We start from the raw sequence: 16,291 nt of genomic DNA, 5'->3' as shown, positions 1-16,291 counted from the left end.
CAGTGCATCGACGACCGCCTTTGCGCTGGTGAGCGAGTGGTGGACCAGCCATGCCTGGTTGCCCTGCAGAGGCTTGCCCATGGCCGCCTCCTTTACCGCGTCAAGGGCGCTGGCGATCAGGTCGGACGCTTGGTTAAGCGCGCACCCACCATCCACTCCGGCGTTAACGGCGAATACGTAGCTCCTTTCACCATCTGAGCCATAGTCTGAAAATTTTTGCTCGGTAGTGACCAATGGCTTTTTCATTGGGTGCCTCCGAGGCTTGCCATTGCTTGCGGATCAAATGGCGAGCGGGAAAAATCACTCACGATGCTGCCAGGAAGGCAGGCTAGAGAAAGAGATAAAACACTATTGGTCATCGGCGTAGCTCCTAGAGTTGAGGAGCTGCCACGGTTCGCCGTCAAACGAATAAGGGTGGCAGCTGTGCGCAGGTTGACGGACCGGAACTCTAGGAACCCGGCAGACCCGAAGGTCTCCCACGCACAACCGCCATAAACAAGATGTGCAGGCACAAAAAAGCGCCTGCAATCGTAATGGGGGCGCCTGTGCGCCTAGAGTTGATCGGGCCGTCAAACCCGTTCGCTGAATTTGCAGCGACGGGGGGAACGATACCGAGCATTGACGAGGCCCGCAATAACCTTGCTGGGAGAAACGCCCAAGGGCACGCCAGCCAGGAGGGGCTGAGTAAAAATCGAGACGAAAAAAAACCGCTCTAGGCGGCCGATGCATGCAGGGTGTGGCGGGAAATGGTGCCGGAGATAGGAACCGACTAAGCGCCTATAACCCCAGCAATTAGTGTAGCTCAAGCCAGATACCGCAAAAACGTATACCTAAACATATACCTAAAACTGAATCTACCCACCCGCTGCCGCCAGTTCCTACCCCCTAGCTCAAAAGCGCTCTAAAGCCCTTTCAATGGAAGACAGCGTTTTGTTCAGCGCTTTTAGCTCCTTGACGAGGTTAGGACCGAAACCATGCTCCGACGACTCCGACGCCCCGAACATTGCTACGTCCAAAGTCGAGGACGCTTGAAGCTTTTTTGCAAACAGTCCCTTGCGGCGTCCTCGGTAGCAAAACGTTTCGACAGTGATGGGTTCCTGACCAATGTATTTCGACAATCCCCCGTATTGGCCCCAAGTCAGGGATATCCGCTGGCCCGGCGCCAGAAACGGCACACCATTCACAACGACTCCAGATTTCATCACTCCCGGCATTTGCCCTGGGGGTTCGATTCCAAAGGCCTGTTCGGGCAAAGGGCGACTCGTCCGGAACGTGATGGAGTGTGCGGCACCGCGTCCGGTGTTCTCGATGAAGAGGTTTACGATCGACTGCCTCTGCAAATCTGGTTGGGCGTACACGATCACCACCGGATCGGTGGCCGATCGGAAAACAGCGTAGGTGACAATTGCCGTCGCGACCGCAATTGCCGCCATAAAAATCGATATCCAATCAGCCAATCCCATTACTCATTCCTTTGCGAAGAGGCATAACTGCCAGGGCCAGCAATATATCAAGCAAGTACCCAAAGAATCAGCTAGATAGGTGGTCGCGCTCCGCCCTCGCCTCCTCAGCCCTCATGTCGATGTACTGAGCTAAGTCCGCTAGGTGAACGCCCCTAGCTGACTTCTGGCTGCCCTCAATGCGGACCAACGGGAAATCGATCTCGCCGGAGGCTACTTTGAGTTTCATCTTGTCCGGCGTCAGGTGGCTGAAGTAGTCGGCGCGCACCAATGGACATGATCCGTATTCTTATCTCGAGGAGGTGCAGACCCGGCTGCCGACGCAGCGGGGCAGCGAGATCGAGCGATTGCTACCGCATCAGTGGACGCCTGCCTGATCTGTACAGGGTGTGTTCGCTGGCCGCTTACCTTACTTTGCAGCAGTCATGCTTTCGACTAAAAGACTTCTACGAGCACAAAAAAGCCCCCTGCTGGGGGCTTCTTTGCCTGTTCTTACTCATCGTAGCTCAACAGAACCATTTCGAAACGTAGCCATGACAGAATCCGCGAGCCGCGTTTCCACGCTGCTGGGCTTTCGATCCTGAGATGACGGAATCGACCCGCTTCGATCAGAACAAGCAAAAGACGCTCTCACGCCTTGCTCGCGATCTGGCCTTGGCGGGCTACCAATCTGCCCCGATGTCTCGCGATATTCATAAGTCATGTGAGTAACCTGTGTGGTTGTGATGCAGTTTTGGCTCGTTGAGCATTACAAATTTCTCGCCACGCTTGAGTACGCCGACATGAGTGCGCCCTCCTACTGTAGCAACGCCATTAGCAAATCGCTGCATTCCCGACTGCAAATTCACCAGCAGCTCCACCAGGTCAACGGCGTACTGCGTGGGAAGGTTTGCAAAGTCGATGTTGGCGACGTAGTCATGCCAGGGAAGCTCCACAAACTCCTGAGGTATATCGAACTGAAAGCCCTCAGGGATCTGGACACCAGCAAGACGTAACTGTTCAGCAAAGCTTGAAGCTAGGCGGGCGCCTCGTGGGGCTGTTTCAGCCATGAGCCTGAACGTTACTCCGTTCACGATCCGCTGATCAACACCCACAAGTAGACGCTCAACGAAGTCAGCTTGTCCACCAAAACAGGTGCCTGAGCGCGTCTGCCAGACGAACTGTTCTTCTAAAGAAGAATTGCAAACGGAGATCTTGAAGACCTTGCTCGTCTCATCGTCCCTTCCATAACCTCCAGCGATGAACTGTACGTCAGGAAAATAGGGCCTTTGCTCCTCTGGGGCGTTCGCATAATTGAGCTGACGCTCCCACTCATGGCGCGCATGATCCATAAACGCTTTGGACACGGCCTCCACTGAAGTGTACACGACAGCATCTGCTGCGTTCTTTTTCCTAAAGCGTGAGGCAACGCTTGCAATGGTGACGCCCGACAGCGTTGCCATCCCGGCAGTAACTGCTGCCACCGAGGTATCGTCATCTTCGTAGAGGAGGAACATTTTCTGAGCCCCTCCGAACACGTTTGTTACGAACGGCTGTACCTGCGCCACTGATACCACTCGATTCCCGAACGCATCAATGAGCTCATTCCCTTCAGCATCTCGCGCAAAACCATCTTGACCATTACGGAATGGGAGCACCGCCTGTTCAACGATGCTCGAAAGGCTATCGCATCCGAGGACGATAGCGTCATACGTCGCAATTGCAATATTTATGGTCAATGCCGGCTTTCCCTGCAGATATTTCGGCGGCGAGTATCATTCACGCATGAGCGACACGCAAATTCGAATTCGCTATACCCATTTGGCTTGAGACTTATATCGGCAGAGATCTGCGCAGCTTTAAGACCATGCGTCCGGACCGCGCCTCGCCTCGCATGATATGGCGGGTCCTCGCTAACAGTACATGCTGGGTATTTCATAGGGTGAGTGTTGGCGGGGCCTGGCGTTTACGGCCTGGCCGGGCCGGCGCGTGCAAGCCGCTTTCACATTCCTGCAGGAACTGCCGAACCGTACTGACCCGCCAGCAGATTCGATTGCCTTGTTTGAATGATGGTGGCAGCCAGGCCGCGCTTGCCTGCCTAGCGCTTCTGATTGCTGACTCAGACCGGCTGAGCATCTGGGCAAGCTCGGGGATGTGGATGATCTCGGGCTCCATATGAGTCTCCTGCTGTGCTAAGGGGCTACTAGGCCTCGCTGTTGGTTCAGGCTATCACTGCCACATCACGTGGAGCGCCAGCCACGACGGCCGGGGCTGGCAGATGTGTTCACATCTGAGCACATCTCAAGCATCTGTGACCATCGCGAGTTATCCAGTATCCGTACCTGCTTAGCGAGTCGGTTTTCGTGGATACCTGAGTGGATACCGCAAGTCCAGGGGCGGTGAATGCTGGCATACGCTCTGAGGGCTTTGGCATGATTGCAGGGCGTCGAACGACTCTTCACTTATTAGGGAAGCACCCATATGACAGGCTCGATGAACACCCGATTTACAGTTGCCGCGAAGCCGCAGCAGGGCACAGAGTGGGGCTATGCAAATTTGACACAAGGCGGGTCCGAAGCATTAGTTCGACTGCTGAAGCCGCTGCGCACCAGCGATGACCCGCACCTTCGCGACGTGGCAAACGGACTGGTGGACATGCTGGATCAAGCGGGCCTTGATACCAAAGGTCTGTGACTACCGCTTCGCTGCTGAGCTACCGCACCAACCAGGGGAAATCCCGTAATTAAAAGTGAGCACAGATCACCTTTGGATTATCCCATTTGGCTGCGCTGCCGCAGGCTGGGTCCGCTTAAAACGGGGAAGCCTGCCATACCAGAATGGGAGCTCAGCCCGTAACCTCGCCCGTAACCTTTGCTCCCACAGGACGCCAAACCGTGGAAACCATACTGGCAACCTGGCACGTGACCTGAACTTTCACCATCTCAGGCGTGGGGGTGTTAACTGTTTCGCCTCGACTGTTAACTGCCCAAGATCCGGGTAGTTTGGATAGGGTAGCGATTGGCGATGCCAGCGGGAGAAACTGCTACGAACGTAGCAATAAAACAACCGTCTGGTAATAGACTTTGGGAGTCATAGCGGGCTTTACTCAGCAGACGCGAACTGCTTCAACGCCACCATCATCGTAATCACCAAAACAGCAAGGCCAGTCGCAGACGTCCACTGAGCCGAGGGGCTCACCGAAAACCAGGGCCCTTTCACAGGGTATTTCCCTAGAGTGACGAGCTTTATCACGAGCCATCCAATAGGGAAGCAAATCGCTTGGAAAACCACTTCAAATAGTAGATCGAGCACAGACTAGATCCTTTTCGCATTGCCGATCGTTGATGGGTGATAGTGCGCTCCGCGAATAGCGCGCTGCAAGTGGGGCCCAAGCCCGGTTGAGCACTGCCTAGGTTGTGCCTACCACCTTGCTGGGTGGGGGCGACGCCGACCGAGTGAGACCAAACCGCCTCAGTGAGACTGCCGATTACCGTCGACTCGACCAATTTTGGTAGTTTCAGCTTGGTCGATACTGCCGGAATCCCGGTAGTTTTGATGGCGCAGATCTGCGCCATGGTCAGGCAGCGCGCCCTGGGCGTCCTCGAGTAATTACGCGAGCGGTACTGAGGTAAGCGGTGTGGTGATACCCACCCTTCTCGGGCAGACGGGATGATCCAGATCTGGATGATCTGCTGATCTGTGGCAAAAGCGCCGCAGTGTGTAGATTCCTACACGGTGGCGCTCCGGGCTCTAACGGTGGATTAACGTTAAACGGGCACGAGACAGACCGGATTATCCGACTCGGACCAAATCTGGCCTAGCCCATCGCCACGCCGGTGTCGCCCATCACTCGCGCCAGTCTGGTCTCGTAGGTCTCTTCGTGCGGCGTCTCATCGATCCCGTAGGCCTGGCGCTCGGCCTTGATCAACTTCAACTCCGCATCGACGCCGATGCTCAGGCACCGAGCAAACTCGCCGCGATTCTCTTCCGTCACCTCGTCCTCGCTCAAAGACTTGGCCAGCTTCTGGGAAATGCCCTACCAGACGCTCAGACGTGAGATCTGGCCCATCACGACATCAGCCCGGGCGCTCGATGCTTCCTCCACCACTACCGCATCTTCACGCACGTCAGGCTGCGTGGAATCAGTGCGTGAAGTGTTGCGCGAGATCTTGTCCTTGGTCGCCGAGCGCACCTGGTCTGTCAGGTCTCGCTGCCATCCTTGAGCCTTGGCGCGGCTGCGTATGGTGCCCTCGCTGGTGTCGTGGGCCTCGGCGATTGAGCGCACAGATACCGACCCGGCACGATATGCCCGCTCGATGGCTTCCCAGTCAGGCCTGAGTTTTTTAGTCATGCGGTGCTCCGATGATGGTGCGCATCAGCCGGCAAGGCGCCAACCAGACATGAAGGTGCTTTTTCTGAGGTTCGGTTGTAGGGCCTGAGTCCAGCTATCGCCACGCATGCGGCGCATTTTGACCGTCTGCCACTTCAGGCCACGAGCTGTCGCCCAGGCAATCGCCGGCATGGTGAGCCCATCCATGGTGATAGGCGTCGCACCAGCGCAGATGGTGCTGCGGATTGGCATGCGGGGGATAACGAGAGAGGAGTTTTCAGCGGTCGCGGTCTGCATTCGGCCATCTCGAGTAGTCCAGATATGGCCAAACTTATGTGACTGGAAATTTTGTGTCGGTGGCGCAGTTAGTCGGCCCGAGCGAAGCCTTCGATGACCCAGACAATGGCGGCGCCAATGCCACATACCGCAAAAGAGGGGATCACGCCAAATAGCGCTAGTGTTTGTAAGAAATCCCAAGCATCGAAGTGATTACCGCCAGTGGATACAGCCAAAATCCCCACGACGACCAGCCAAACTATCGATAGCACGGCCCAGACGCGGACCAATCCCTTTCTATAAGCAAACCGAATCGTCACTTTCTGCATGGTGCCCTCCATTGCGTAGGGCACCATGATAGCTGCTAGGGCGTGGCGGCGGTAGCAGAGAGCTGGCCAGCCTGCTGCGCTGCGGGCACCTAATCTACGGGATAGTACTAACTGAGCCAATGTCGGTCTGTCATGGTTATCATTTCCTGTATTGGCGGCCGTCAGGACCGATAAAAACAGAGCCAGCGGGAAGCGCCGCAGCCTCTGCCGCAGTGTTCGCGCGCGGTATTGCGGAAGAAACCTGCTGATTGGACGGCGCCGACTGGGAGGATGCTGCCTGCCTGGCTTGGTCGTTGCCGTAGCAAGAATTTGCCCAGGACCGAGCCCTTTCTTAATGCCTTCAATTGCTCGGCTGCGTGCTTGCTCTTTCTGTTTGAGGACCCCATCCGAATCCCCTGCTTGAGGTAGGTAAGTCCGACCGTATTCGGCAATTTCAGTATCCGTAAGCGCCGCACCACTGTCTTTACGAAGAATGGCGTTGATGAACTCCCGGCCAGACTGTTCTGCTTTTGCCGCTCCGGCGAGATGAGGCTGTTTACAATGGCCGAGTTACCTCCTGGTAATGACCTAAGCGCGGCATCAAGCCTCCCTCGAGCAGCTCCACGGTCACCTATTGCAGCCGTAGTTAACGCATCACCCTGAGTTGCTAACTCCCCATTGGCCGCATTACCCCGATCGAAGTACTGCAGATCTTTAGCCTGCTGCTCTGTCAATTTTGGACCATTGGCTCCACTAGCTTCGTTATTCAGCTTGGCTGCCGATGCGTTCTTCTCGCTGATGTTGGCCAATGTTAGTTGACGAGCCAGAGCCCGCTCGCCGGTTGGGTCTATCGCCTGTTAATAGGCGGTCTGCGCTTGCGGCGTGGCATTTGGGCCGGTGGCGGCAACCTGCAGGTCCTCCAACCGCGATGCCTGGCGCAACTGCTGCTGAGCACCCTGCCGATCAATGCCGCCATTTAGATTCGCAGTGGCCAAGCTGATGTCTGACAACCTGTTCTGATGCGCTTGTTGGTCAAGCTGTGCCTGAATCAATTCCGAGCGGGTAAACGGCTTGCTGCTGTCACGCACGATCGTTAGTGAGTTAGCTCGGTCTTCGGCGTTCAATGCGGCCCGCAGGCGGTCCTGATCTGCATAGGACTGGCGTAGATCGGTGGCACGATTAAAGCGTCCGGTCGCCAGCGCTGCGTCGCCGGGCTGCGCCTGGCTGAACGTACCGCGGCCATTACCCAGATTGCTGAGGCTACCGATCAAGGCGAGGCTGGCGTTTGGATCATCCGACGCTGAAGGTCCGGTAGCGGCGCGGGCTGGATATTCCCCAGGCTCGCTGCTTGCTGCTGGGCGGCCGGCAAGTTGCTGAACGATGGAACGCCATCCGGGCCTTGGCTGACGGCAATCTGGCCGCCCTGGGCGCCCACTCCAATGCCGGTACCGCGGAAGTTATCCAGGCTACTCGCCGAGCTGGCGACCGACGCCTGAGCGGACGAGCTATTCAGGGGCTGTGCCGGTGCTGGCGTCGCGGCTCTCGTCGCTTGCGGAAGATACCGGCCTGGCGTATTGCTCGAGTCGAACGAGGTTTGCCCATTCAGGCTTGCGCTACCGGTTGGCTTGATATCGTACAGCGAAGACACCGGCATGGCGGACAACTGCTGAGCAGCACGAGCCACAGGCCCTGCGGGAGCGGCTACTGGGGCCGCTGGCTGCCCCTGCTGCTGCGGGGTAAGGTACTGGGAGGAGTTGCTCTGATCGAAGGATGTTTGCGGCTTGCGCGCAGCCTTGGTCGCCTGGACGATATCGCCAGCCAGATCAGGGTCATAATCGTTTAAGCTCGATGCCATGAGGTTTTGCTCCGGTTGTGCGTTGACTAGTCACAACCCAGACTTTGTGACCGAGGCAGGACCCACAATCAAAATGATCTAAGATCAGCCTAAACGGAGAACAACATGCAAAGAGATATGGATCTGATCAGGGCCATCGTACTGAAGCTTGAAGCTTGGGAGATTTCGCCGACAGCGATCATGCTTGTCGATGTTTACGACGGCGACTTCCCCATCGAGGGATACTCAGAAGATCAGGTCTATTATCACGTTCAGCAGATAAAGATGGCTGGTTTTATTGACGAAGCCGGCGGCGGAAGCACATCCGGATTTGGATTTAGAAGTCTCACCCCGAAAGGCCACGACTTCGCCGACTCTGTCAGAGATGAGAAGATATGGTCGATGACTAAAGAGGGTGCCATAAAGGCCGGTGGCTTCACTCTCCAACTGCTTGTCGACCTAGCCAAAGGCTTCACCAAAAAGCAGATTGAGAAGCACACGGACATTCAGTTGTAATCTCCAGCCACCGGCATCCAAAGCTAATTTGAGATGGGAAAATTCCCCCTTGCGGCGGCCTAGGCACGTTCTAGGCGGTGCCTAGAATGTTCGCCGATACTAGTGGCGGTCACTGGTTATCGCCGCGATTCCTTCCAGTGCCGATCGGCATCCCTCCACCGCCTTCACCACCACGCAGAGCAACTCAGCCATCGTCTGATAGTCGTTCGCTGCCCGTGCCTTGCTGGCGAGGCTGTAAAACAGCACGTCGAGCGTTTCAGCCTGCGCCACCAGCATCGCGTGGCCCCGACTCATATCACCGCCGCGCGCTGCCTCGATCTGCCGGCGGATCTCCTCGATGATCGGTACTTCGCCCAGGGCGGAGTAAGGTTTCACGGCGGCGATCAGCGCAGCGGCTTTCAATTCGGGGGAAAGCCCGTCGGCGGCCTGCTTTGCCAAGACTTCGTTGGTCAGTTGCTCGCTCATCAGCGGACTACCTTCAGTTGTGGTGGGAGTTTCGGGCCAAATGGGGCGCCTGGTGCGAATGGGTCTGGTAGCTGCCCGGCGGGGCATTCGCGGATGAACTCGAAAAATGCGAGCCGGCAGGCACTTAGGAGCGGGGCCTCAGTCCATTGCTGCCTGCGGCGTGATGCGGACTCCTCGACCTGCTCCCCGAAGACCAGGCCGGCCAGATCGGTGACGCCCTCCTGACGTGCTTGCTCACGCTCCACAACATTCACGGCCAGCAGGTCGCACAAGCGTTCGAATCCCAGGGCATCAGCAACACCGTCCGGGTCGTGGATGATGCTCCGGCCAAAAGCCTTGAGGACCTTGCGCAGGTCATACCCTTCCTGAGCCCTGTGGGCGATGGCCTTTTCGTTCAGCTCATCAATCGAACGATCCGTGAACGGTCGGTACTGCTCCATTTTTCTGGCTTCACGCCGGAACTGATTTGCCTCGGCACGGATATCATCGTTCCGCTGATTGAGGAGACGGCAGATCCGCCTGGCGACCAAAAGGAACGTGCCGTGCTGCTGGGGCCTTTTCGCGGCGATATTGCAGAGCTTCATAATGGCTGTAGTACTCATGGGCGGAGCTCCATCGGGGTGTCGTCGTAGGCGGCGCGCCGTTCGGCACCATGCTGGCAATGGCGGGCAGACGGCGCGTAGCACTCCCGGCACGCCATGAGGTGGTTGATGTATTGATCTCGGGTATGGCGCCACTCAGGGGTCGCTGTGGCTGCGCTGGCGTTCGGGCCGGTGGGCGTTTCGGCCATACGCATGGCATTGGCGGCGGGAGTGAGCCGCGGCCTAATCGGTACCCGTAATGGCGATGCGGGTGGGCCCGGCACCGCAGCCGGTAGGTGATCGAGCAACGAGGCTAAAAGGCTCATTTTCCCACCACTGGGACGCTGTCGCGCCAATGACAGAATGTGCCTGTGAGAAAAACATGGGGGAACGGGGGAACGGGGGAACGGGGGAACAGGGGAACAGGGGAACAGCTAATGTTTCCGGGGGGTTGGTCATGGTTCCGCGTTCCCCACAGAAAAAACGGGGGAACAGTAATAACAGGGCGGACTTGTTGAACAGGTACAGGCGTTTGGCGCCGATGGTTTCCCAGTAGCCGGCCCGATTGAATACCTTGGAGTCAACAGTGGGGTCGTCCACGTCGGAGAACCGGCTGCTGCCGTGTTTGTCGACGAAGTCCTGTACGCCTGCGAGGATCTGACGGTCTTCAGCGTTGCCGCCGCCCACGCGCGAAAGCCACTCCCCATAGAGCAACTGGCAGTCGGCTAAGGCGGTCCCTGGTTCCCATGGCAGCAAACCCCAGGCGATAGCCATTTCACTGGCCAGCGCGATCACAGCGAAGCGATCGGCCACCCGGCCGGCCTGGGCGTTGTCCTCAACGAACTGGGCGCGGACGCCGGCGAAGTCGGTCAGCAGGCCCGGCTTATCGTTGGTATCGAGCAGCTTTTGGACGAACGCGGGACCCAGATGCCCGTGGTGTTCCGCCACCGCGACGGTCAGCATCCTGTGGAAATCCGCGCCCGCCATCCCGTGGAGCTCATCGAACGCCCTGTGGGTGCGAGTGCCTGCGTTTACGTCGACCATGCGCAGCTCAGCGCCAGCATGGGCCGAGTTGCCCGAGATCGCCGCATGCTCGGCCAGGGAGCGCTCACCGCTGGATAAGGTCAGCAGTCGCCAATGAAGTTTAGCCCTACTTTCGCGATCGCGAGTCATGGTGCCTTTACCCTGGCCGTTGGCAAGCGAATACGCCATTTCACCCACCCGCTTAGGGTCCGCCCGTTTGATCTCGTCCAGCGGCAGGATGGTGTCGTTCCGGCTGGAGGCCTCGATCTCCAAACCACCCTTTGTCAGATCCCAAGACGCAGCGAACACGCCGGGATCACCCCAGATAGAAGAGCCGATCAGTTGAGCGAGGGATTTGCCGCTGGAGCTGTCGCCCACTAGGTGAACACCGCCGCCGAGCACACCAACTAGGCTCAGCAGCGGGCCAGCGAGAGCGCAACCTATGGCCAGGGTCAGCACGGGATTGCCCGCGCACTTGCTGCCGATTTGAACCTGCCAACTCAGCAGTTCTCCGCGGCGACTGAACAGCTTTTGAGCCTGGTTGCTGGACTGATAGCGGACGTTCTGCGGGCCGAGCGTCACGCCTGGCAGAACGAACGCGCCGGATTCATGCCACCCGGGTTTGCTGGTGGTCGAGAACACCTCTTTGGGGCGCTGCTCGAGCAGGTACTCCATGAAGCGGCCACGCTTGCGCAGATCGATGATGACGCCCATACCGAACAGCTTGCGACGGGCATCTTCGCCACTGCCGCCGAACACCTCGGCCGGCAGAATCCATTCTTTGAGTCCGCCTCGGTCACCATACGCAGCAGTCTGCCTTCGGTACCGTCGTCCGTATTCACAGTGCGAGCCGCCACTGTTACCGGGGAAGAGATCCACTCGTCCACAGTAGGACGATCGCCATCGTGCTCCTCGGCGTCTTCGTCGCCCGCAGACTTTTTGAAGCCGTGCCAATACACGCCGGGCTTGAGGCGCCGACCTTTCTCGTTGCAGACCCACGTTTCATATATCGCCCAGCATGGCCGATCAGGTTTCACCATAGGCGCCTCGGGACGTAGGCTGATCACTTTGGTTTCAGGCGCGATCATGGGAGCGGCTCCAGTTGGCCAAATCGTTGAAGTCCGTAAGGTCCGCAGGTGCGCCTTCCGGCCATTCAGGAAACGCGACCTCGCCGCCCACGGCAGCGGCGGCCAGATTCGCAGCGGCGCGCCCTGGGTTGCCATCAGTACCGCGGTCATCGTCCCAAGCAATGAGGAAAGGTGTCTCGGGGTAGCGAGCCCGAAGACGGACGGCGGCAGGCCGGAAGTTTCCGGCGTTCATTGCTGCCGCAACGCTGTAGCCGCTCTGATGGAGTGTTGCGGCAGTCGCCCACCCCTCGCAGACGACTAGCTGAGAATCAGCAGAAACAATCCCTAACGGCGAATACACACCGTTGACGCGCCCCCCGTAGAGAAAGCGTTTACCGCCCTCAGGGGTGATTCGCTGGAGATTCACTAAACAACCGTCGAGGTAGAGCGGGACAAGCAGGTCGTCACCACGTTGGCGCAACGCATAAGAACGCACGCCTTTGCGCATCAGATAGGGATGCTCTGGGTCAGCGCGGCGCCCATCGCGCCACCAACGATTTGCTTGTCCAGCAGCGACTTGATGGCGACGTAATTGCTCTGCGGCACGTAGAGCCCGGGCTTGATCAACGCGCTCGCGGAGCTGCTCGGCTTCCCGGGCATCGGCAGGTTCTCGGCTACACCAAGTGCTAGTTCCACCGACCCTCCAACTACCAAACGCACCGGATGCAATGCCATCAGCAAACAGCGTATACCAGCCATTTATGGTGCCTTGCTTGTCGCCGGGCACATGAAAGCGATGAATTTCACCATCTGGCATCGGTATCCAGTCAAGCGGGCCATAGACCGACTGGAGGGCATCACGGAACAAGATTGCTATATCCATTACGCCGCTCCCACAGGTGGTTCAAAGCGCGCCAGGACGTTGTTCAGGCCCACGGCCATACGCCGGACTTCATCTGCCCGATCACCCTCTGGCTCCGCCACGAGAAATCTCTGCAGGTCATGGAGCAGCACCGCCAGATGGCTGAAGCTTTGGATGTCGATGTGCGGCGCCTCGACGTTTCCGCCGCCCGGGAAATTCACGATCATGAAGACGCTCCTACCGGTGAACTGGACGCAAACAGCCGGATCACCTGACCATTGCTCTCGACGCGCCAGCGGGTTAACTGGTCGATGCTCTCGACCACCACAGTCAAGACTTGGGCGTCAGCGCAGCGCATTATTTGACGGCCTTGCTCGGCATCTGCAGAGCTGAGGAAAGGCCCCAACAGCGGCCGAGGTGCCTTTGGATGAGTGACATAAAACAGCTCGTTGGCTTTTCCCGGGCAAGCCGATCCCGCTGGCGCAAGTTCGCCATTTTGAATTTTCATGGTTCTAAGCCTTTGCCGTATAACAGTGATCCGGTGGGCAGTGCCGTTTTACTTGGCCATGCCGTACTACGAAAGTTTCGTTGTTATTTGAGGCCGAGAAGCGCGAGCAGCAGCTTCCACTGGGCCATATAGACGGTTTGGTCGATCACACCGCATTCGTACAGCGCCTTTAAATGTCCAATCGCTTCGCCAAGTCGCCTTTCGGCCAGCGGGTCGTGAGCCTTACAGGCCCTCACCGCCACCTTCACCGCCTTCTCCACCTGGCGACTGCCGGTCCAGTACACATCCAGGCGTGATGGATCGCTGAAGTCGACCGTCCCGGCGCCGAGCGCCCGGTACCGCAGTCCCAGCAGGGCGAGCTCGGCAATTTGCTCGACGCCAAGACCCTGTAATGCGGAATAATCAGCATGAAGGACTCTCATTTTTCATCCTTCATAAAGTGGGCCGCCCGCAGCACGCACATCCGCTGAACCTTCGCGCGATAAGCTTCACCCTCGGTCTCTAGTTCATCGAGCTCGTTGTCCATGCATTCGGACCACTGGCACACCGTATCCGCCCAGGCATCAACGCTGGCGATCCCTAGCCGGGCCATCGCATGCGTCTCACTATCTTGGGGAAAGCGGTTCAGCATCACGGTGAAAAGCGCGTGGAATTCTATGAAGGCATCCTGAACCTGATAGAGATCCTCAAGCCCGGTGTAGGCAATCTCGTAGGCTGAGCGGCTCATTTTACCCCCTCCTGCGCTACTGTGGCAGACCTGCTTTCGGCTTTGTCAGCAGCCTCCCAAAGGTCCGTTCCGAGCATCAGCAGGCCTGAGGCCAACCCGCCGATGACAAGATCGGTCATGACTTCGCGGGAGACATCATCCTCCACATAGGCTTCCATCAGCTTGCCGACAGCCATCACGAAGGCACTGGCGTCTCTCATCTTCTCGCAACTGTTCTCGACCGCTGAGTGGAGCCGCTTTGCGTGCTCCGCTTGCGTCACCTTCGGGTTTGGAGTGCTCATTGCGCACCCCCTTGCTCGATCAGGCCGGTGACAACGTCGGCATAGGCCTCGGCGGTTTTCTGCGCCAAGCGGGCTGCTTCACGAGCACGATCAATGGGCAGCTTTGGGGATACGATCATGGCGCAGGTCAATGACAGCATGAGCAACGTGTCTCGCACGGCGGAGAGGTCAGGCTGGGCGGCCGGCGCATTGCCGATTGGGAATTGAAGGATCATTTCGAACCTCCAGCGTTTTCCGGCGACTTCGCAATTTCGGAGTGGTGGTTATACCGCTTCAGGCGAACGCTGAGGCTGGAATCGGAGCGCAAAGCTGCCATAGCACAAGCGCGGTGGAACGACGCTCGAGCTTTGAACGGATTGAGTGTGAGGATACGACGCTTGGTCATCTGAAAAGCACCTATGTAGCGGTATGTTTTCCCGCCCCCATGACGCCAATCATGGTGAGCGGAACCGTGCAGGTTGGCGTGCCGGACATAGGTACCGGTGCTTCCGAAGAAGCCCCACACGGCCCACCCATAAAGGTATGCCGATGCGATGGACACAAAAAAACCGCTCTTATGGCGGTGTGTCCGCCTACGTGTCAGGACGCCAATCCCGGTCATTGAATTTGCAATGACGTGGGGACTGTACCGACGAGAACGATCCCTTGCAACTACCTGTATCTGCCGTTTGTCGAGATTCTGAATAGCCATCAGTGCAAATCCCCCGAGAGTTCCCGGGTTTGAGTCCTAGCCGCATCAATCGCATTGATCAGCGTCTCCCGGCTCAGCCCTTTGTGCTGTAGGATCGCAGCCAGGTTTAGGAATGTAGTCATGACCACTACTTCCGCAGGCGCAAGTCGACTGTTGGCATAGGCCACCAGATTGGGCAGCAGTTCGTTACAGATGAAGTCGCTATGGTCCTGGACGGAGTGTCCGGCGTAGGAGGTCATATGGCCACCTCAAGGTCCAGTGGAAGACGCAATTGCTCCCGCAGGTTGGCAACGTGGTCATGCAGACCAGGCTTGGCATACCGCCAGCGGGCGAGACGACTACCGCTTTGGCTGGCTTCCTTCTTGCGGGACTCCAGAGTCTGGCAGGCGTACCCATACCGAGCTTCACGAAACGCCAGGATGAGGCTCGCTTTCAGGTCAACAACACGCTCGGTGTTTCGAGAGAGCGTCAGCAGGAAGAATGCTTGATCCTCATTGAGCAGCGCGAAACGAACAGCGCCACCCCCGTGCTGGCCTCCAGGCCTTGCCTCCGTTTGAAACGCGAGCAAGCCAAGCCCTTTGAATTTCTCGGTGTAGCGGTCGATCAGCTCCAAGGTGTTTTTGTGCTTACTGCCTAACTGCTCGGCGACCTGGCGACTGTCAACGCGCGGCTCACCGCCAACTCGGGTGAGTGCAATGATCTTGGCCATCATGCTGCCTCCCGCCTAGCGCCAGCAGCGCTCCAGAGGATCTTAAGCAGGTCACGGGCCCGCTTGTGCTCGCTGGTCGGCAGACTGTAGCGAATGACCCTGCAGGGGGCGCCCCAATTATTTGGGACTGCTCCAGAGACGCGGATGAAGTTCAGCGAGTAGTGATTGGCAAGCCTGCTGATCGTCGTGTGCAAGCAATGATCACCGATACGCTCGCCCTCGAACCGATTGAGGCTGCGGCCTTCGATCAGGCATTTCAAGACCCGACAGATCTTATTGGGCGCGTCAGGGACGTTAAGATTTGCCTGCGACCGGCTGCTTTGTTCTTCGGAACGGGTGGCCTTTTTCATTTCAGGCCACCGCTCGGTTTTCAGCGATACGGGCGTCACACCAGGCCAGAACTTCAGCCTCAACCCACACAACACACTTAGGGCCGAGAGTGACTTGCTTGGGGAAGTTGTCAGCAGCGACGCGTCGGTATATCTCAGTACAGGACAGACCGGTGATCGTCTCTACTTCTTGGCGTTTAATAAACCGGCGTGCGGTCGGGGTGGTGCTGGCAGCGTTTGACATCGTCTGCGCCTCCTCGGGCGTTATCGGTAATCGACGATGGCAATGCTGGCGGGTAAGAAACAGCGCTGACAGTCCGGCGTGCCGCGCAAACCGTACAGTTT

General features: G+C 57.9%; 27 protein-coding genes and 2 pseudogenes. 3 read left to right on the top strand and 26 right to left on the bottom strand.

The window, feature by feature from the left end; genetic code table 11:
• The 3 genes from LIX93_RS23600 to LIX93_RS23590 all read right to left on the bottom strand — a co-directional run.
• Positions 1–246, bottom strand: a 246-nt coding sequence (locus LIX93_RS23600; RefSeq protein WP_226506470.1) for a DUF3077 domain-containing protein, incomplete at its 3' end; no start/stop codon positions are given.
• A 644-nt stretch (positions 247–890) separates the two neighbouring features.
• Positions 891–1,463 carry a hypothetical protein gene (locus LIX93_RS23595; protein WP_226506469.1) on the bottom strand — a complete coding sequence of 191 codons (573 nt, stop codon included), beginning with the start codon at positions 1,461–1,463 and terminating at the stop codon, positions 891–893.
• Positions 1,464–1,530: 67 nt separating this feature from the next.
• The gene (locus LIX93_RS23590) at positions 1,531–1,689 is read right to left on the bottom strand and encodes a pyocin activator PrtN family protein (RefSeq protein WP_260524888.1); all 159 of its coding nucleotides are present in this window, start codon (positions 1,687–1,689) and stop codon (positions 1,531–1,533) included.
• Here LIX93_RS23590 and LIX93_RS23585 point away from each other — a divergent pair.
• Positions 1,688–1,837 (top strand): annotated as a pseudogene (locus tag LIX93_RS23585) (transposase domain-containing protein); the annotation flags it as partial. The gene LIX93_RS23590 and the pseudogene LIX93_RS23585 overlap by 2 nt on opposite strands.
• A 315-nt stretch (positions 1,838–2,152) precedes the next feature.
• On the opposite strand, the gene LIX93_RS23580 reads toward LIX93_RS23585, so the two are convergent.
• Both LIX93_RS23580 and LIX93_RS29760 read right to left on the bottom strand, forming a co-directional pair.
• A complete protein-coding gene (locus LIX93_RS23580; protein ID WP_226506468.1) occupies positions 2,153–3,178 on the bottom strand; it encodes a hypothetical protein in 1,026 nt (341 codons plus the stop codon).
• 196 nt (positions 3,179–3,374) lie between these two features.
• A complete protein-coding gene (locus LIX93_RS29760; protein ID WP_346015239.1) occupies positions 3,375–3,614 on the bottom strand; it encodes a hypothetical protein in 240 nt (79 codons plus the stop codon).
• 318 nt (positions 3,615–3,932) lie between these two features.
• Here LIX93_RS29760 and LIX93_RS23575 point away from each other — a divergent pair, with 318 nt between their 5' ends.
• Positions 3,933–4,133 (top strand): hypothetical protein, encoded by a 201-nt coding sequence (locus LIX93_RS23575; protein ID WP_226506467.1) that lies wholly within the window; start codon positions 3,933–3,935, stop codon positions 4,131–4,133.
• A gap of 1,123 nt (positions 4,134–5,256) precedes the next feature.
• Here LIX93_RS23575 and LIX93_RS23565 read toward each other — a convergent pair.
• The 7 genes from LIX93_RS23565 to LIX93_RS23535 form a co-directional block, all read right to left on the bottom strand.
• The gene (locus LIX93_RS23565) at positions 5,257–5,433 is read right to left on the bottom strand and encodes a hypothetical protein (RefSeq protein WP_226506465.1); all 177 of its coding nucleotides are present in this window, start codon (positions 5,431–5,433) and stop codon (positions 5,257–5,259) included.
• A 42-nt stretch (positions 5,434–5,475) separates the two neighbouring features.
• Positions 5,476–5,790: a hypothetical protein gene (locus LIX93_RS23560; RefSeq protein WP_226506464.1), complete on the bottom strand. Its 315-nt coding sequence runs from the start codon at positions 5,788–5,790 to the stop codon at positions 5,476–5,478.
• Between the two features lie 24 nt (positions 5,791–5,814).
• On the bottom strand, positions 5,815–6,066 hold the full coding sequence (locus tag LIX93_RS23555) for a hypothetical protein (RefSeq protein ID WP_226506463.1): 252 nt from the start codon (positions 6,064–6,066) through the stop codon (positions 5,815–5,817).
• A gap of 68 nt (positions 6,067–6,134) precedes the next feature.
• Positions 6,135–6,374, bottom strand: coding sequence for a hypothetical protein (locus LIX93_RS23550; RefSeq protein WP_226506462.1), 240 nt, complete (start codon positions 6,372–6,374; stop codon positions 6,135–6,137).
• A gap of 161 nt (positions 6,375–6,535) precedes the next feature.
• Positions 6,536–7,162: a hypothetical protein gene (locus LIX93_RS23545; RefSeq protein WP_226506461.1), complete on the bottom strand. Its 627-nt coding sequence runs from the start codon at positions 7,160–7,162 to the stop codon at positions 6,536–6,538.
• Positions 7,163–7,210: 48 nt separating this feature from the next.
• Positions 7,211–7,624 carry a hypothetical protein gene (locus tag LIX93_RS23540; protein WP_226506460.1) on the bottom strand — a complete coding sequence of 138 codons (414 nt, stop codon included), beginning with the start codon at positions 7,622–7,624 and terminating at the stop codon, positions 7,211–7,213.
• Positions 7,621–8,208, bottom strand: coding sequence for a hypothetical protein (locus LIX93_RS23535; RefSeq protein WP_226506459.1), 588 nt, complete (start codon positions 8,206–8,208; stop codon positions 7,621–7,623). The genes LIX93_RS23540 and LIX93_RS23535 overlap by 4 nt, the downstream gene beginning before the upstream one ends.
• A gap of 105 nt (positions 8,209–8,313) precedes the next feature.
• Between LIX93_RS23535 and LIX93_RS23530 the strand changes: the two genes are divergently transcribed.
• Positions 8,314–8,703, top strand: coding sequence for a DUF2513 domain-containing protein (locus LIX93_RS23530; protein WP_226506458.1), 390 nt, complete (start codon positions 8,314–8,316; stop codon positions 8,701–8,703).
• A 99-nt stretch (positions 8,704–8,802) separates the two neighbouring features.
• Here the strand turns inward: LIX93_RS23530 and LIX93_RS23525 are convergent, their stop codons facing one another.
• The 14 genes and pseudogenes from LIX93_RS23525 to LIX93_RS23460 all read right to left on the bottom strand — a co-directional run bounded on the left by LIX93_RS23525 (position 8,803) and on the right by LIX93_RS23460 (position 16,190).
• Positions 8,803–9,168 carry a hypothetical protein gene (locus LIX93_RS23525; protein ID WP_226506457.1) on the bottom strand — a complete coding sequence of 122 codons (366 nt, stop codon included), beginning with the start codon at positions 9,166–9,168 and terminating at the stop codon, positions 8,803–8,805.
• A complete protein-coding gene (locus LIX93_RS23520; protein ID WP_226506456.1) occupies positions 9,168–9,770 on the bottom strand; it encodes a hypothetical protein in 603 nt (200 codons plus the stop codon). The genes LIX93_RS23525 and LIX93_RS23520 overlap by 1 nt, the downstream gene beginning before the upstream one ends.
• A 477-nt stretch (positions 9,771–10,247) precedes the next feature.
• A pseudogene (locus LIX93_RS23515) lies at positions 10,248–11,860 on the bottom strand (DUF927 domain-containing protein); the annotation flags it as partial.
• Complete coding sequence (locus LIX93_RS23510) at positions 11,847–12,722, bottom strand: toprim domain-containing protein (protein ID WP_226506455.1); 876 nt, start codon at positions 12,720–12,722, stop codon at positions 11,847–11,849. The pseudogene LIX93_RS23515 and the gene LIX93_RS23510, both read right to left, overlap by 14 nt.
• Positions 12,722–12,928 carry a hypothetical protein gene (locus LIX93_RS23505; protein ID WP_226506454.1) on the bottom strand — a complete coding sequence of 69 codons (207 nt, stop codon included), beginning with the start codon at positions 12,926–12,928 and terminating at the stop codon, positions 12,722–12,724. Before LIX93_RS23505 ends, LIX93_RS23510 begins: the two co-directional genes overlap by 1 nt.
• Positions 12,925–13,209: a hypothetical protein gene (locus LIX93_RS23500; RefSeq protein ID WP_226506453.1), complete on the bottom strand. Its 285-nt coding sequence runs from the start codon at positions 13,207–13,209 to the stop codon at positions 12,925–12,927. Before LIX93_RS23500 ends, LIX93_RS23505 begins: the two co-directional genes overlap by 4 nt.
• Before the next feature lie 83 nt (positions 13,210–13,292).
• On the bottom strand, positions 13,293–13,631 hold the full coding sequence (locus LIX93_RS23495) for a hypothetical protein (RefSeq protein ID WP_226506452.1): 339 nt from the start codon (positions 13,629–13,631) through the stop codon (positions 13,293–13,295).
• Positions 13,628–13,936, bottom strand: a complete 309-nt coding sequence (locus LIX93_RS23490; protein ID WP_226506451.1) for a hypothetical protein — start codon at positions 13,934–13,936, stop codon at positions 13,628–13,630. The genes LIX93_RS23495 and LIX93_RS23490 overlap by 4 nt, the downstream gene beginning before the upstream one ends.
• Entirely contained in the window at positions 13,933–14,217 is a 285-nt protein-coding gene (locus LIX93_RS23485; protein ID WP_226506450.1) for a hypothetical protein, read from the bottom strand. The genes LIX93_RS23490 and LIX93_RS23485 overlap by 4 nt, the downstream gene beginning before the upstream one ends.
• Complete coding sequence (locus LIX93_RS23480; protein WP_226506449.1) at positions 14,214–14,432, bottom strand: hypothetical protein; 219 nt, start codon at positions 14,430–14,432, stop codon at positions 14,214–14,216. Before LIX93_RS23480 ends, LIX93_RS23485 begins: the two co-directional genes overlap by 4 nt.
• Positions 14,433–14,907: 475 nt before the next feature.
• Positions 14,908–15,147, bottom strand: coding sequence for a hypothetical protein (locus LIX93_RS23475; RefSeq protein ID WP_226506448.1), 240 nt, complete (start codon positions 15,145–15,147; stop codon positions 14,908–14,910).
• Positions 15,144–15,620: a Rha family transcriptional regulator gene (locus LIX93_RS23470; protein WP_226506447.1), complete on the bottom strand. Its 477-nt coding sequence runs from the start codon at positions 15,618–15,620 to the stop codon at positions 15,144–15,146. The genes LIX93_RS23475 and LIX93_RS23470 overlap by 4 nt, the downstream gene beginning before the upstream one ends.
• Positions 15,617–15,967: a hypothetical protein gene (locus LIX93_RS23465; protein ID WP_226506446.1), complete on the bottom strand. Its 351-nt coding sequence runs from the start codon at positions 15,965–15,967 to the stop codon at positions 15,617–15,619. Before LIX93_RS23465 ends, LIX93_RS23470 begins: the two co-directional genes overlap by 4 nt.
• Before the next feature lies 1 nt (position 15,968).
• Positions 15,969–16,190, bottom strand: a complete 222-nt coding sequence (locus tag LIX93_RS23460; protein WP_226506445.1) for an AlpA family phage regulatory protein — start codon at positions 16,188–16,190, stop codon at positions 15,969–15,971.
• Positions 16,191–16,291: the final 101 nt, after the last annotated feature.

This window comes from Pseudomonas sp. MWU16-30317, assembly GCF_020515695.1.
Taxonomy (GTDB): domain Bacteria; phylum Pseudomonadota; class Gammaproteobacteria; order Pseudomonadales; family Pseudomonadaceae; genus Aquipseudomonas.
Note: the sequence above shows the minus strand (reverse complement) of the source record. Positions and strands in the feature narration are given on the sequence as shown.